Below are 13,628 nucleotides of genomic sequence, written 5' to 3'. Positions count from 1 at the left end.
CCCGGCCGTCCAGAAACCGTCTAGGCGATGAACACGGCCGTTTAGGCAGGTGACAGAAAGGCCTGTAGCGCAGCCGAATACGCGGCGACATCGGCCGCCCCCATCAGCTCTCGCGCGGAGTGCATGGCCAGCTGGGCCGCGCCGACGTCGACGGTGGGGATTCCGGTGCGCGCCGAGGTCATCGGCCCGATGGTCGAGCCGCACGGCAGATCGGCACGGTGCTCGTAGCGCTGCAGCGGCACACCGGCCTGGCGGCAGGCCAGCTCGAAGGCGGCCGCGGTCCGGCCGTCGGTGGCGTAGCGCAGGTTCGGCTGCACCTTGAGCACCGGGCCGCCGTTCACCGCGATCGGGTGCCCCGGTTCGTGGCGGTCGGGATAGTTGGGGTGCGTCGCGTGGGCCATATCACCGGAGGCCACCATCGACGCGGTCAGCCGGCGCAGGAAGTCTTCACGGTCTCCCCCGGCGGCCAGCACGATGCGCTCCAGCGTCGTCAGCAACAGATCGGACTGCGCGCCGTGATCGGAGGTCGAACCGACTTCCTCATGGTCGAACAACGCGAGCACCGGCAGGTAGCCGCGCGGCTCGGCGGCCAGGAACGCCTCCAGCCCGGCATAGCAGGTGCCCTGGTTGTCCAGCCGGGGTGCGCTGACGAACTCATCGTCGACGCCCAGGAGTGCCGACGCGGTCAGATCGTGGGTCATCAGATCGGCCGATAGCAGGTCGGCGGGCTGCACCCCGGCCCACTCGGCGGCGTAGCCGAGGAACGACCGGGTTTCGCCGCCCAGCCCCCAAACCGCGTTGACGTGGCGCTGCGGATCGAGCTTGACCGCCGCCCGGTCCTCGGCGAGATGGATGGCCAGCTGCGGCACCCGCAGGATCGGGTCGTCGATGCGGACCAGCCGGTGCGACACCCCACCGTCGGCGCCGGGGTCGCGCACCGAGAGCCGGCCGCTGATCCCGAGGTCGCGATCCAGCCAGGAGTTGAGCCACGCCCCGCCGTAGGGCTCGAGCGCGACGACCTGCCAGCCGGCCACCACGCGATCGGGATGCTGCTTGACGCGCAGGTTGGGGCTGTCGGTGTGGCCACCGACGATGCGGAACGGCTTGTCGGCGCCGGCACCCGCATTCCAGGCCACCAGCGATCCGGCCCGCACCGTGAAGTATCTGCCGCTGCCGTCCGGCCATCGGTCGGTCTCGGTCAGCTCGGTGTACCCGGCGGCCGTGAGCCGCCGGGTGACCGTGTGGCAGACGTGGAACGGTGACGGCGACGCGTCGATGAACTCGCACAACCCGTGCGCACTGGCACCTGTGGACATGTTCACCATCATCGCCGACATCATGTTCGTTAGGGTCAGATGGTGCCCTCCCCGCTACCTCAACCGGTACTGGCTCCCCTGACACCCGCCGCGATCTTTCTGGTGGCCACGATCAACGAGGGAGGCGAGGCCGCGGTACACGACGCGCTACCCGATCTGGGCGGCCTGGTCCGCGCGATCGGATTCCGTGACCCGACCAAGAACCTGTCGATGGTGACGTCGATCGGATCCGACGCGTGGGACCGGCTGTTCGCCGGGCCGCGGCCGGCGGATCTGCACCCGTTCGTCGAGCTGCGCGGCTCCCGCCACCAAGCCCCGTCGACACCGGGTGACCTGTTGTTCCACATCCGCGCCGAGACGCTTGACGTCTGTTTCGAGCTCGCCGGCCGGGTGGTCAAGGCGATGAACGGGGCGATCACGATTGTCGACGAGGTGCACGGGTTCAAGTTCTTCGACAACCGAGACCTGCTCGGATTCGTCGACGGCACCGAGAACCCGGACGGCCCACAAGCGGCGAGCGCCACCGAGATCGGTGACGAGGACCCGGATTTCGCCGGCGGCTGCTACGTCCACGTGCAGAAGTACGTTCATGACATGACGTCGTGGGATTCGTTGTCGGTCACCGAGCAGGAGAACGTGATCGGCCGCAGCAAGCTCGAGGACATCGAGATGGCCGACGATGTGAAACCGTCGAACTCCCACATCGCGTTGAACGTGATCGAGGACACCGACGGCAACGAGCTCAAGATCGTGCGGGCCAACATGCCGTTCGGGGAGGTCGGCACCGGCGAATACGGCACGTACTACATCGGCTACTCGCGCTCACCCGAGGTGACCGAGAAGATGCTGGAGAACATGTTCCTCGGCGATCCGCCGGGCAATACCGACCGCATCCTGGACTTCTCCACCGCGCTGACCGGCTCGATGTTCTTCACCCCCATCGTCGATTTCCTGAACAATCCGCCGCCGAGGCCGGGCTTCGGCGAGACCGAGGCGGCTCCCCCGGCACCTGCCCCCACCTCCGACGGCTCATTGGCGATCGGCAGCTTGAAAGGACAGTCCTGATGAACAACCTCTACCGCGAGCTTGCTCCGATCACCGAATCCGCTTGGAGCGAAATCGAATTGGAGGCTACCCGGACGTTCAAGCGGCACATCGCCGGCCGTCGCGTCGTCGACGTCAGCGAGCCGGGCGGCCCGGTGACGGCGGCGATCAGCACCGGTCACCTGCGCGACGTGCCCGCGCCCGCCGAGGGCGTGGTGGCTCACCTTCGGGAATCCAAGCCGCTGGTGCGGCTGCGGGTGCCGTTCACGTTGTCGCGCACCGCAATCGACGATGTGGAGCGCGGTGCGCAGGATTCCGACTGGGATCCGGTCAAGGATGCCGCCAAGAAGCTGGCGTTCATCGAGGACCGCGCGATCTTCGAGGGCTACTCGGCGGCCTCGATCGACGGGATCCGCAGTTGCAGCTCCAATCCGGCGCTGGCGCTGCCCGAAGATCCCCGCGAATACCCCGACGTCTTCGCCCAGGCGCTCTCCGAGCTGCGGCTGGCCGGTGTGGACGGGCCCTACTCGGTGTTGTTGTCCGCCGACGCCTACACGAAGGTCAGCGAGACCACCGAGCACGGCTATCCGATCCGCGAGCACCTAAACCGGCTGGTCGACGGCGAGATCATCTGGGCTCCCGCCATCGACGGCGCCTTCCTGCTGAGCACCCGCGGCGGGGATTTCGATCTGCAGCTCGGCACCGACGTCGCGATCGGCTACCTGAGCCATGATGCCGACACCGTGCAGCTGTACCTGCAGGAGACACTGACGTTCCTCTGCTACACCGCCGAGGCGTCGGTTGCCCTGACCACCTAAGAAGCGGCCAGGACGGCATCCAGCGCGGAGTAGAACAGGCCGAGCCCGTCGTCGGACGGGCCGGTCAGCGCCTCGGTGGCGTGCTCGGGGTGCGGCATGAGCCCGACGACCCGGCCGTTGGCCGAGCTGACGCCGGCGATGTCGCGCATCGAGCCGTTGGGATTGTCGGCGTAGCGGAAGACCACCCGGCCCTCGCCCTCGAGCTCGTCGAGCACGGCCTCGCTGGCCACGTAGCGGCCCTCACCGGACTTCAGCGGCACCAGCAGTTCGGCGCCGGACTCGTAGCGCGACGTCCACGCACTGGTGATCGAGTCGACCGTCAGCCACACGTCACGGCAGATGAAGTGCAGACCGGCGTTGCGGGTCAGCGCGCCGGGCAGCAGCCCAGCCTCGCACAGCACCTGGAATCCGTTGCAGATGCCCAGCACCGGCATACCAGCCTTCGCGGCGGTGACGACCTCACCCATGACGGGCGCAAACTTGGCGATCGCCCCGCAGCGCAGGTAGTCGCCGTAGGAGAAACCGCCCGGCACGACGACGGCGTCGACGCCCTTGAGGTCGGCATCACCGTGCCACAGGCTGACGGCTTGCGCACCGGCCAGCCGCACCGCGCGGGCGGCGTCGACGTCGTCGAGCGTTCCGGGGAAGGTGATGACCCCGATCCGTGCGCTCACGACGGCTCCCGGGTAACTGACCAGTCCTCGATGACGGTGTTGGCCAGCAGCGACTCGGCGATCTCGGCGAGCGCTTCGTCACTGATCGAATCGTCGACTTCCAGTTCGAATCGCTTGCCCTGCCGGACATCTGCGATACCGGCATGTCCCAGCCGGCCCAACGCGCCGACGATCGCCTGACCCTGAGGGTCGAGAATCTCGGCTTTGGGCATCACGTTGACCACCACACGGGCCACAGGCGCTCCTGCTGACGTCGGGAATGTTGCGGTGTAACTCTACCGGCGGCTCACCCGCAGGACCCGATGTAGGCGGTGCACAGCGGTGCCCCGAGCGCGTCGAGCACGGTCTCGTCGGAGCCCATCGGCCATGCGGTCAGCGGCGGCGCGGTCGACCACAGCGCCAGCTCGGTGACGGTGCTGTTGGTGGGACTGGCCACCAGATACTGGTGCAGGATCACCGGTCCGCTGACCACCGCGGCCATCCGGTCGGCCTCGTCGACGGTCAGCGAAGGCGAGGCCAGCGGGTTGGTGCGCTGGCAGGACCGCAGCGCGGCGACGGCGCGGTGATAGACGTCGTCGGCGAGTTGGCCACCGCGCCAGGTCTCCCCACGCCAGTGCATCACGGTCGCCTGCAGCTGCCACTGGCCGTCGGGGTTCACGACGGAGGCCCGTTCGGCGACGGCGTAGACGCGTGGATCCTCGGCGACCGGCGGCGTGCCGCACAATTCCTCGAACCGGAACCGGGGGGCGGTGGCGGTCACCGCCACCCCGGCCAGGCGCGGCCAGGTGTAGCGGGCATTGAGCGGCATCGCCCACGGCGCAATCCACGCCGCGTCGGGGATCCGATCGCAGTTGGGTGGACAGGTGTCGGGATCGGCGGCAGCAGGCGGCGCGACGGCGAGCCCGCAGGCCACCAACATCACCGCGACAGCCGACCGCACGTTTTGACGCCTCCCCATGCGCGCACAATCGTAGACATGGAACTGACGCATTTCGGGCATTCATGCCTTCTCGCCGAGTTCGATGGCGCCGCGCTGTTGTTCGACCCGGGCAACTTCTCCCATGGTTTCGAGGGTGTGACCGGTTTGTCGGCCATTCTGATCACCCATCAACATCCCGACCATGCCGACCGCGAACGGCTGCCCGCGCTGGTAGAGGCCAACCCGAACGCGGTGCTGTACGCCGATCCGGCCACCGCGGCCGAACTCGGTGAGCCCTGGCGTGCGGTGCACGTCGGAGACGAACTGAACGTCGCCGGGCTGACCATCCGCGGAGTGGGCGGCCGGCATGCCGTCATCCATCCGGAGATCCCGGTGATCGACAACATCTCGTATCTGATCGGCGATGCCGACCATCCGGCCCGGCTCATGCATCCCGGTGATGCGTTGTACGTACCGGGCGAGCCGGTGGACGTGCTGGCCGCGCCGGCGGCCGCCCCGTGGATGCGGATCTCCGAAGCGGTCGACTACCTGCGGGCGGTGGCACCAGCGCACGCGGTCCCCATCCATCAGGGCATAGTGGCTCCGGAGGCCCGGGGAATCTACTACGGTCGGCTCACCGAGATGACCGACACCGACTTCCGGGTGCTGCCGGAGGAGACCTCGTTCCGGTTCTGAGAAGTCCTGCGCTGAAAGGCCTTTGATGAGTTCTGCAGATCTGACCCGCCTGTTCGGGCTGTCCGGCAAGACCGCGCTGGTCACCGGCGGCAGCAGCGGCATCGGGGTGATGATCGCGCGCGGCCTGCTGCAGGCGGGCGCCCGCGTGATCATCAGCTCGCGCAAAGCCGACAAGTGCGCTCAGGTGGTCGAGGCACTCTCGGAGTTCGGGACGATCAGCGCCATCCCGGCTGACCTGTCCCGCCGGGCGGAGTGCAAGCGGCTGGCCGCCGAGATCCTCGCCGACACCGACGAGTTGCACATCCTGGTCAACAATGCCGGTGCGACGTGGGGTGAACCGCTGGAGTCGTTTCCGACCTCGGCGTGGGACAAGGTCCTCGACCTCAACGTGAAGTCGCCGTTCTGGATGGTGCAGGAGCTGGCGGATGCGTTGCGCAGGGCCGGCACTGCCGACGATCCCGCGCGGGTGATCAACATCGGCAGCATCGACGGCATCCACGTACCGGTGATGCACACCTACTCCTACTCGGCCAGCAAGGCGGCCGTGCATCAGTTGACCCGGGTACTCGCCAAAGAGCTTGGACCGCAACATGTCACGGTCAATGCGGTGGCGCCGGGCCCATTCCAGTCGAAGATGATGGCCGCCACCCTGGATGCGTTCGGGGACGCCATCGCGGCCTCCTCACCCCTGCGGCGGATCGGCCGTGACGACGATATGGCCGGTATCGCAATCTTTCTGGCCAGCCGGGCCGGCTCGTATGTGAACGGGGCGATCATCCCGGTCGACGGTGGGATGGCGACGACGGCGAGTGGTTCAGGCCGCTAGTCACGCTGCAGAGGTGGCGGGCGTCGCGGTCCCCCAGCGGTACACCGTCGGCACGCACCCGTGCATCAGAGCCAGATCGATTGCGTCGAGCATGGCCTGACGCGGGCCGACCTTGCCGAGTTGCTTTGCCGTGACCGCCAATCGGACGATGCCCCCGCGCCGGGCGGTGCGCTCCGCGGAGAGCACCAGGGTGCGGCACCACCATGGTTCGGTGACAAATCCTTCGCCGATGCCGACCACCCGTGCCCGCGCTGTTCTGCCGGTCACCAGGTCGGTGACACCGTGCAGGTCGACGAGCAGCCGGAAGCCGTTGCGCGGCAGGGCGAGCGCGGTTCCCGAGGAGACCGTCCAGCCCGGGGCGGCGAACAACCGGGTCCGCAGGCCGACGTGTTCGAGGACCCGATCGGCGCCCATCAGCCGCAAGTTTGCCTCGTGCGCGGGCAGCGTGGCGAATTCCCCGCGCAGTTTCTTGGTGGCGGCTGCGTCGAATCCGTGCAGCACCACCGCATCCCCGCCGGATCGCCGGCCGGTCAGCCAGCCGATGGTGCCGGGGTCGGATTCCAGGCGGTAGCCGCCTTTGAGCCTGGGCGCGACGAGCAGCGACAGCGGAACCTTGCGACCGTCGAGTGCAGCGCAGAACTCCTTGACCTCGCCCAGCGTCCGATCAGTGATCCCGGAAATCGACACGACGAGTTGACCAGCCACATTCGCAGTGTGGCAATTTCAGGTGTCCAAACGGTGTCTGGCAGCCAGATGTCAGACGTCCATCGGTGTTCAGCCCGGCAGGACCGCCTCGATCGCGGCGACCACGTCGGGGGCGTCGGGCGCGGTTTGCGGGCGGAATCGCTTGACCACCGTGCCGCCGGGGGCGATGACGAACTTCTCGAAGTTCCATGCGATATCGCCCGCCTTGCCCTCGGCGTCGGCGAATTCGGTGAGCTCGGCATAGAGCGGGTGCCGGTCCGGCCCGTTGACGTCGGTCTTGGCCAGTAGGGGGAACGTCACGCCATAGGTGGTCGAGCAGAAGGTCTGAATCTCTTCCGCCGTCCCGGGCTCCTGCCCCATGAACTGGTTGCACGGCACGCCGATAACGGTCAGGCCGCGGTCGGCGTAGTCGCGCGCCAACTGCTCCAGCGCCCCGTACTGCGGGGTGAGACCGCACTTGGAGGCGACGTTGACCAGGAGGACCGCGCGGTCGGCGTAATCGGCCAGCGAAGTCGGTGCGCCGGCGAGCGTGGTGAGCGGGATGTCCGTCAGACTCATGCTGTCAGACCCTAGCAAGCACCCGCGGTGGCCAGCAGCCACGCGTACTGGAACGCCGTTTCTTTCCACCGTTCGTAGCGTCCGCTGATCCCGCCGTGCCCGGCGGCCATCTGAGTCTTCAGCAGCACCGGACGCTCGTCGGTCTTGGTGTGCCGAAGCGCGGCGACCCACTTCGCGGGCTCGACGTAGAGAACGCGGGTGTCGTTGAGCGAGGTCATCGCCAGGATCGCCGGATACTCCTTGGCCTCGACGTTCTCGTACGGCGAATAGGACTTCATGTAGAAGTAGACGTCCGAGTTCTCCAACGGATTTCCCCACTCGTCCCACTCCGTCACCGTCAACGGCAACGACGGATCCAGGATCGTGGTCAGCGGATCCACGAACGGCACCTGGGCGAGGATTCCGGCGAACAGGTGCGGCGCCAGGTTGGCGACCGCCCCCATCAGCAGGCCGCCGGCACTGCCGCCGAGCGCCACCAGATTCTGCGGCCGGGTCACACCGGAGTCGACGAGATGCTGTGCCGCCGCGATGAAATCGGTGAAGGTGTTGCGCTTCTCCAGAAGCTTGCCACGCTCGTACCAGAGCCGTCCCATTTCGCCGCCGCCGCGAACGTGGGCGATGGCGAACACCATTCCCCGGTCGAGCAGCGACAGCCGCGCCACCGAGAACCTGGGATCCTCGGACGACTCATAGGCGCCGTAGCCGTAGAGCAGTGCGGGAGCGGGGAATTCGATACCCGCCTTGTGGATGACGGAGATCGGGATTCGGGTACCGTCCTCGGCGACGGCCCAGTCCCGGCGCTCGACGTAATCCTCGCGGCGGTAACCACCCAGCACCGGCTGCTCGCGCAGCAACGTGCGCTCACCGGTGGCCAGGTCGAGGTCATAGATGCGCAGCGGCGTCACGAACGACGTGGTGCCCACTCGCAGCTTGGGGGTCGACCAATTCGGATTGCCGGCCAGCCCGGCCGACGCCAGCTCCGAGTCGAATCCGATCTCCTCGGGCGTGCCGTAGCCGTCGGCGCCGATGGGCCACAACTGAATCCGCGGCAACGCCTCCCTGCGGTAGCTGACGACGAGGTGATCGGCGAAGGCGTCGACACCGTCGAGACGCACGTCGTCACGGGCCTCGATCAGGGTGCGCTGATCGGCCGGATCGGTGACCGGCGCTTCGACGAGAGTGAAGTTGACCGCACCGTCGTTGTGCAGGATGAGGAACTTGTCCTCACCACCGATCACCGCGTGATCCACCGAGTATTCGATGCCGTCGCGGCGCGGAAGCACGCTGGTGAACTGGGTATTCGGGTCGGCGGCATCCCCGACCCACACTTGCGAGGTGATCGCCGAGCCCGCGGCGATGATCACGTACTTGTTGCTGCGGGTGCGCCCCATGCCGATCCAGAACCGTTCGTCGGGTTCGTGGAACACCTGCTCGTCGGGCTCACCTGTGCCGAGCCGATGGCGCCACACCGTGTCCGGACGCCAGGCCTCGTCGACCGTCGTGTAGTAGACGGTCGCGTTGTCGGCCGCCCACGTCACCCCGGACGAGATGCCCTTGATCTCGTCGGGATAAAGCTCACCGGTACGTAAATCCTTGAACCGCAATGTGTACCGCTCGTCGCCGACGACGTCGACCGAGTAGGCCAGCAGGTTCCCGTCGATGCTCACGCTGGCGGCGCCGAGCGAGAAGAACTCGTGACCGTCGGCTTCGATGTTCTCGTCGAGCAGCACCTGTTCGCCGGGGACGTCGGTGTTCTCGTCGAAGACCGGCGGATCCCAGTCGTCCGGGCCGGCGACCGGGCAGCGGCAATGCGCGCCGTACTGCTTGCCTTCGAAGCTGCGCCCGTAGTACCACCAGTCGCCGCGCCGGGTCGGAACCGACATGTCGGTTTCTTTGGTGCGGGCCTTGATCTCGTCGAAGATCTTCTGCCGCAACGGCTCGAGGTGGGCAGTCGCTTCGTCGGCGTAGGCGTTCTCGGCCTCGAGGTGGGCGATCACCTCCGGATCGGTCTTCTCGCGGAACCACTCGTAGGGATCGACGAACACATCGTCGTGGTGGACACGCTGGGTGTCGATCCGCTTGGGAAGAGGAGGAGTCACTGCTTGGGTCCGATCCAGTCGGCGAACGACAGTCCTGAAATGCGTTCGTAGGCTTCGATATAGCGGGCGCGGGTGGCTTCGATGATCTCGTCGGGCAACGGCGGTGGCGGGGCGGAACCGTAGCGGTCCCAGCCCGATTCTTCTCCGGTGAGCCAGTTGCGGACGAACTGCTTGTCGAAGCTGGGCTGCACCACTCCCTGCTTGTACGTGTCGGCCGGCCAGTACCGCGACGAGTCCGGAGTGAAGACCTCGTCGGCCAGCACCACCCGGTCGTCGGCGTCCACGCCGAACTCGAACTTGGTGTCGGCGATGATGATGCCCTTCGCCCACGCGTGGTCGGCGGCGTGGAGGTAGATCTGCAGGGTGCGCTCCCGCAGCTGGTTGGCGCGGACGGCACCGACCAGTTCGATGGTCTTCTCGAACGAGATGTTCTCGTCGTGGTCGCCGAACTCGGCCTTGGTCGCCGGGGTGAACAGCGGCTCGTCGAACTTGCTTGCCTCGCCCAGGCCGGGAGGCAGTGCGATCCCGCACACCGTGCCGTCGCGCTGGTAGTCGAGCAGGCCCGAGCCGGTGAGGTAGCCGCGGGCGACACATTCGATGGGCACCATCTCCAGCCGGCGGACAACGAGCGCGCGGCCCAGTACCTCGTCGGGGATGCGGGGATCGTCGGGCGGCCCGGCCAGGTGATTGGGGGCGTCGATGTAGTCGAAGAAGAACACGCTCATCGCGGTGAGGATGCGGCCCTTATCGGGGATGAGGCTGTCCAGGATGTAGTCGTACGCCGAGATCCGGTCGCTGGCGACGAACAACAGATGCTCGTCGTCGATGGAATAGATCTCGCGAACCTTCCCGCTGGCCAGGTGTTGATAGTCGCTCAGAGCAGGGCGCATCGCGTCAGCCTATCGGCCGCTGACGCGGCGGGACTGTGCTGGGATCGAGCCATGAGATCGCGGTATCTGCCTTATGCCACCACCCCGGGTCGACTGCTGGTGCAGTTGGTCACCGACCTGCTGGTCGCATCGTGGATCACCGTGTGGGTGCTCGTCGGACTGGCGGTGCATGCCGCGGTCGCGACGATCGCCGAGGTGGGCCGCCAGGTCAAAGACGGTGCCACCGGGATCTCCGACAACCTGCATTCGGCCGGCGACAGCGCGGACGGGGTCCCGCTGATCGGGGATACCGTCGCCAAGCCGCTGCGAGCGGCCAGCGAGTACGCGCTCGACCTCGCCGGCGCTGGCCACAACCTGGACACCACAGCCTCATGGCTGGCGGTGCTGCTGGGTATCGCGGTGGCCGCGCCGCCGATTCTCGCGATCGGGATGCCGTGGCTGTTCCTGCGCATCCGGTTCTTCCGCCGGAAGTGGACGGTGATCATGCTGGCCGGAACTCCCGCGGGTGAACAGCTGCTGGCACTGCGGGCGCTGGCCAACCGGCCCCTGCGCAGGCTCACCGAGGTCAGCTTCGACCCGGTCGGGGCGTGGCGGCGCGAGGACCCGTATGCGATTCGCGGGTTGGCCGCTCTCGAACTGCGTTCGGCGGGTGTCGCGATGCCGCGCGCGTGGCGGTCTTCGGCGCGCTGACGAGCGCACTGCGCACGAAACCGCGCCAGACCTTGACAGCGCGAATAATTAATCAAATGATTGATTAATGCTTCCGCGGAAGGATCACCGATGACGTCAACCGCCCTACCCGGAGAGTGGGTTGACCACGCCCCCGGCCTCGACGATCTGGCGGGCCGCTTCAACGTGCGGATCTCGACGGATCGCTACCGCAGTCGCGAGTACGCCGAGCGCGAGCGGGCAGCGATCTGGATGAAGACCTGGCAGGTCGCCGGCCGCACCGACGAGCTGCCGAAGGTGGGCGACTGGAAAGTCCACACGATCTACGACCAGTCCTTCATCATCGTGCGCGGCAAGGACGAGAATCTGCGCGGATTCGTCAACGCCTGCCGGCACCGCGGGAATGCCCTGTGCCAGGGCACCGGCAACGCCAAGCGCGGATTCCTGTGCCAGTACCACCTGTGGTCCTACGACCTCGACGGCAAGCTCAAGGGACTGCTGCGTGAAGCGCAGGCGGGCCCCCTGGACAAAAGCGAGAACAGCCTGATCGAGGTGCCCGTCGACACCTTCGGCGGGTTCGTCTTCCTCAACCCCGACCCCGGCGCAGCGCCGCTGGCGGACTGGCTCGGCCAGGAGGCGATGGCGACTCTCGCGCCGTACCACCTCGAGCAGATGTCGACGGTGATGAATGTGCGAGAGGCGCTGGACTGCAACTGGAAAGTGGTGATGGACGCCTTCAACGAGGGCTACCACGTCAACGGTGTGCATCCGCAATTGCTGGCGGTGCTCAACATCCAGCCGGAGACCACGCGCTATAGGTTCTTCGAGAACCACGGCATCGCGATGGCGCCGTTCGAGGTCGTCGGGGCGACGCCCGAGAAGCAGGTGGAGGGGACACTCGCCCTGCCCGAGACCTTCCCGGGGACGGTCGCGGTGATCCCGCGCTTCCAAGAACTCGTCAAGCAGTACACCGCAGCCGACGGGTCCGTCGACTTTCCCGACGGTGTCACGGCCCGCACGCTGCTGCAGAAGGCCACCCGCGCGCACCTGACCGAGATGGGCCTGGACGTCAGCGGCCTGACCGACGCCCAGATGAGCGACAACCACGGCTGGTTCCTGTTCCCCAACTTCATGATGACCATCCGGGCCGGCGAGTGTCACGTGATCCTGTCGATGCCGCACCCCGACGGCGACCCCAACCGGTGCATCTGGCACGTGGCCAGCTACATGTACCTGCCGCCGGAGATGGCCGACGCCTTCACGGTAGACCTGATCGAGGTCGACACACCCGGTAGTTACAAGTATTTCGAAGCGCTGCAACAAGATTACGAACAGATGCAGCGCCAGCAGGCAGGTCTGCGCAACCAGGGTCTGGATCACCTGATGCTGGTGACCGAAGAAGTCGTCGTCGCCAAATTCCACGACACACTGGATCGCTGGATGGCCGGAAAGGAAACCAGGTGAACCTCGAAGAACGCATTGCCCTGCACAACCGGATGGCTCAGGCCTACGGAGACGCCTATCTGCGCCAGGGTGTACAGGACGGCGAAAAGTTCGTGGAGGTCTGGAAGTTCCATCCCGACTGCATGTACGCCTCGCCCTACTTCACCGGTGACGAAGCCTTCAAGCTCAGCGAGTTCCCCGAAGAATCCGCCCGCGCCTCGACGATGGAGGCCAAGGTGTACTCGCTGCGATTCCCGGACTGGAAGCCCGTCGACTTCCGGCACTGGGCGGCAGACAACGGCTTCGTGATGAAGACCCGCTGGCAAGGCACCAACAAGGCCGACGGCACCGTAATGGGCTTCTACTCATACAGTTTCGTCGACACCAACGACGACGGCGAAGTCATGCGCTGGGAGACCCACGTCAACGGCGAGTACAGCGACTTCCTCGATGTCGCGATCGGCGTGCACGGGCCATTCCACGGCACCCACGAGTACACCGACGCACTGGAGCGCCGGCTGGCCGAAGAGGGATTGACCGTCTGATGACGTTGTCGGCGACCGTGCTCGACTACAGCGCGCTGATGAAGCGGTTGGTCGACGAGGCCAAGCAACCGGGCTTCACCACCGAGAGCTGGTCACCGCTGGCCGACCTGATCGACACCGCGAACTTTGTCCGGGTGGGCAACTTCAAAGAGGTGATGAACTGGGCCGAGTACGTCAGCTTCCTGACCAACTGGGCGACGTCATCGGAGTGGGACTCTTCGTTCAAGCGGGTCACCGAGGTCGGCAATGTGGTGTTCCTGGAGCTCGAAGAGCGCAGCAGAATCGGCGAGTTCAGCAACTCGGTCAATTCGCTGTCGGTGTACGAATTCGACACGGCGGGAAAGATCACCCGCATCGACGTATATCTGCAAATGGCGCTGCCGGATCCCGATATGCTCGCCAGCTACGAGGGTGTCGAGATCTGAC

General features: G+C 66.6%; 16 protein-coding genes. 8 read left to right on the top strand and 8 right to left on the bottom strand.

Features of this window, described 5'->3' with window-relative positions:
• Nucleotides 1–41: 41 nt before the first annotated feature.
• Complete coding sequence (locus tag HPC46_RS21325) at nt 42–1,316, bottom strand: M18 family aminopeptidase (protein WP_233716548.1); 1,275 nt, start codon at nt 1,314–1,316, stop codon at nt 42–44.
• Between the two features lie 42 nt (nt 1,317–1,358).
• Here HPC46_RS21325 and HPC46_RS21320 point away from each other — a divergent pair, with 42 nt between their 5' ends.
• Both HPC46_RS21320 and HPC46_RS21315 read left to right on the top strand, forming a co-directional pair.
• The gene (locus HPC46_RS21320) at nt 1,359–2,381 is read left to right on the top strand and encodes a Dyp-type peroxidase (protein ID WP_179473592.1); all 1,023 of its coding nucleotides are present in this window, start codon (nt 1,359–1,361) and stop codon (nt 2,379–2,381) included.
• The gene (locus tag HPC46_RS21315; protein WP_005139180.1) at nt 2,381–3,178 is read left to right on the top strand and encodes a family 1 encapsulin nanocompartment shell protein; all 798 of its coding nucleotides are present in this window, start codon (nt 2,381–2,383) and stop codon (nt 3,176–3,178) included. The genes HPC46_RS21320 and HPC46_RS21315 overlap by 1 nt, the downstream gene beginning before the upstream one ends.
• Here the strand turns inward: HPC46_RS21315 and purQ are convergent.
• Genes purQ through HPC46_RS21300 form a run of 3 tightly spaced genes read right to left on the bottom strand, consistent with a single transcriptional unit; the run spans nt 3,175 to nt 4,792 of the window.
• The gene (gene purQ, locus HPC46_RS21310; protein WP_179473590.1) at nt 3,175–3,852 is read right to left on the bottom strand and encodes a phosphoribosylformylglycinamidine synthase subunit PurQ; all 678 of its coding nucleotides are present in this window, start codon (nt 3,850–3,852) and stop codon (nt 3,175–3,177) included. The two genes, HPC46_RS21315 and purQ, sit on opposite strands and share 4 nt — an antisense overlap.
• Complete coding sequence (gene purS, locus HPC46_RS21305) at nt 3,849–4,088, bottom strand: phosphoribosylformylglycinamidine synthase subunit PurS (RefSeq protein ID WP_179473588.1); 240 nt, start codon at nt 4,086–4,088, stop codon at nt 3,849–3,851. Before purS ends, purQ begins: the two co-directional genes overlap by 4 nt.
• Before the next feature lie 50 nt (nt 4,089–4,138).
• The gene (locus tag HPC46_RS21300) at nt 4,139–4,792 is read right to left on the bottom strand and encodes an ATPase (RefSeq protein ID WP_407665543.1); all 654 of its coding nucleotides are present in this window, start codon (nt 4,790–4,792) and stop codon (nt 4,139–4,141) included.
• Between the two features lie 36 nt (nt 4,793–4,828).
• Here HPC46_RS21300 and HPC46_RS21295 point away from each other — a divergent pair, with 36 nt between their 5' ends.
• Nucleotides 4,829–5,467, top strand: coding sequence for an MBL fold metallo-hydrolase (locus HPC46_RS21295; RefSeq protein WP_179473584.1), 639 nt, complete (start codon nt 4,829–4,831; stop codon nt 5,465–5,467).
• A gap of 25 nt (nt 5,468–5,492) precedes the next feature.
• A complete protein-coding gene (locus HPC46_RS21290; protein WP_179473582.1) occupies nt 5,493–6,293 on the top strand; it encodes an SDR family oxidoreductase in 801 nt (266 codons plus the stop codon).
• Here HPC46_RS21290 and HPC46_RS21285 read toward each other — a convergent pair whose 3' ends face one another.
• The 4 genes from HPC46_RS21285 to HPC46_RS21270 all read right to left on the bottom strand — a co-directional run bounded on the left by HPC46_RS21285 (nt 6,294) and on the right by HPC46_RS21270 (nt 10,545).
• Entirely contained in the window at nt 6,294–6,998 is a 705-nt protein-coding gene (locus HPC46_RS21285; RefSeq protein ID WP_179473580.1) for a DUF2334 domain-containing protein, read from the bottom strand.
• Between the two features lie 69 nt (nt 6,999–7,067).
• On the bottom strand, nt 7,068–7,556 hold the full coding sequence (locus tag HPC46_RS21280; protein ID WP_005139167.1) for a glutathione peroxidase: 489 nt from the start codon (nt 7,554–7,556) through the stop codon (nt 7,068–7,070).
• An 11-nt stretch (nt 7,557–7,567) separates the two neighbouring features.
• The gene (locus tag HPC46_RS21275) at nt 7,568–9,655 is read right to left on the bottom strand and encodes a S9 family peptidase (RefSeq protein ID WP_325096722.1); all 2,088 of its coding nucleotides are present in this window, start codon (nt 9,653–9,655) and stop codon (nt 7,568–7,570) included.
• On the bottom strand, nt 9,652–10,545 hold the full coding sequence (locus HPC46_RS21270; protein WP_179473578.1) for a phosphoribosylaminoimidazolesuccinocarboxamide synthase: 894 nt from the start codon (nt 10,543–10,545) through the stop codon (nt 9,652–9,654). Before HPC46_RS21270 ends, HPC46_RS21275 begins: the two co-directional genes overlap by 4 nt.
• Nucleotides 10,546–10,596: 51 nt before the next feature.
• Between HPC46_RS21270 and HPC46_RS21265 the strand changes: the two genes are divergently transcribed.
• From HPC46_RS21265 to HPC46_RS21250, 4 genes are all read left to right on the top strand, one after another.
• Nucleotides 10,597–11,235 carry a hypothetical protein gene (locus HPC46_RS21265; RefSeq protein ID WP_179473576.1) on the top strand — a complete coding sequence of 213 codons (639 nt, stop codon included), beginning with the start codon at nt 10,597–10,599 and terminating at the stop codon, nt 11,233–11,235.
• 90 nt (nt 11,236–11,325) lie between these two features.
• Entirely contained in the window at nt 11,326–12,678 is a 1,353-nt protein-coding gene (locus HPC46_RS21260) for an aromatic ring-hydroxylating oxygenase subunit alpha (protein WP_179473574.1), read from the top strand.
• Nucleotides 12,675–13,202 (top strand): hypothetical protein, encoded by a 528-nt coding sequence (locus tag HPC46_RS21255; protein WP_179473572.1) that lies wholly within the window; start codon nt 12,675–12,677, stop codon nt 13,200–13,202. The genes HPC46_RS21260 and HPC46_RS21255 overlap by 4 nt, the downstream gene beginning before the upstream one ends.
• Nucleotides 13,202–13,627 (top strand): hypothetical protein, encoded by a 426-nt coding sequence (locus HPC46_RS21250; protein ID WP_179473570.1) that lies wholly within the window; start codon nt 13,202–13,204, stop codon nt 13,625–13,627. Before HPC46_RS21255 ends, HPC46_RS21250 begins: the two co-directional genes overlap by 1 nt.
• Nucleotide 13,628: the final 1 nt, after the last annotated feature.

Origin of the sequence: Mycolicibacterium vinylchloridicum (genome assembly GCF_013404075.1) — a bacterium.
GTDB classification, from domain to species: Bacteria; Actinomycetota; Actinomycetes; order Mycobacteriales; family Mycobacteriaceae; genus Mycobacterium; species Mycobacterium vinylchloridicum.
Note: the sequence above shows the minus strand (reverse complement) of the source record. Positions and strands in the feature narration are given on the sequence as shown.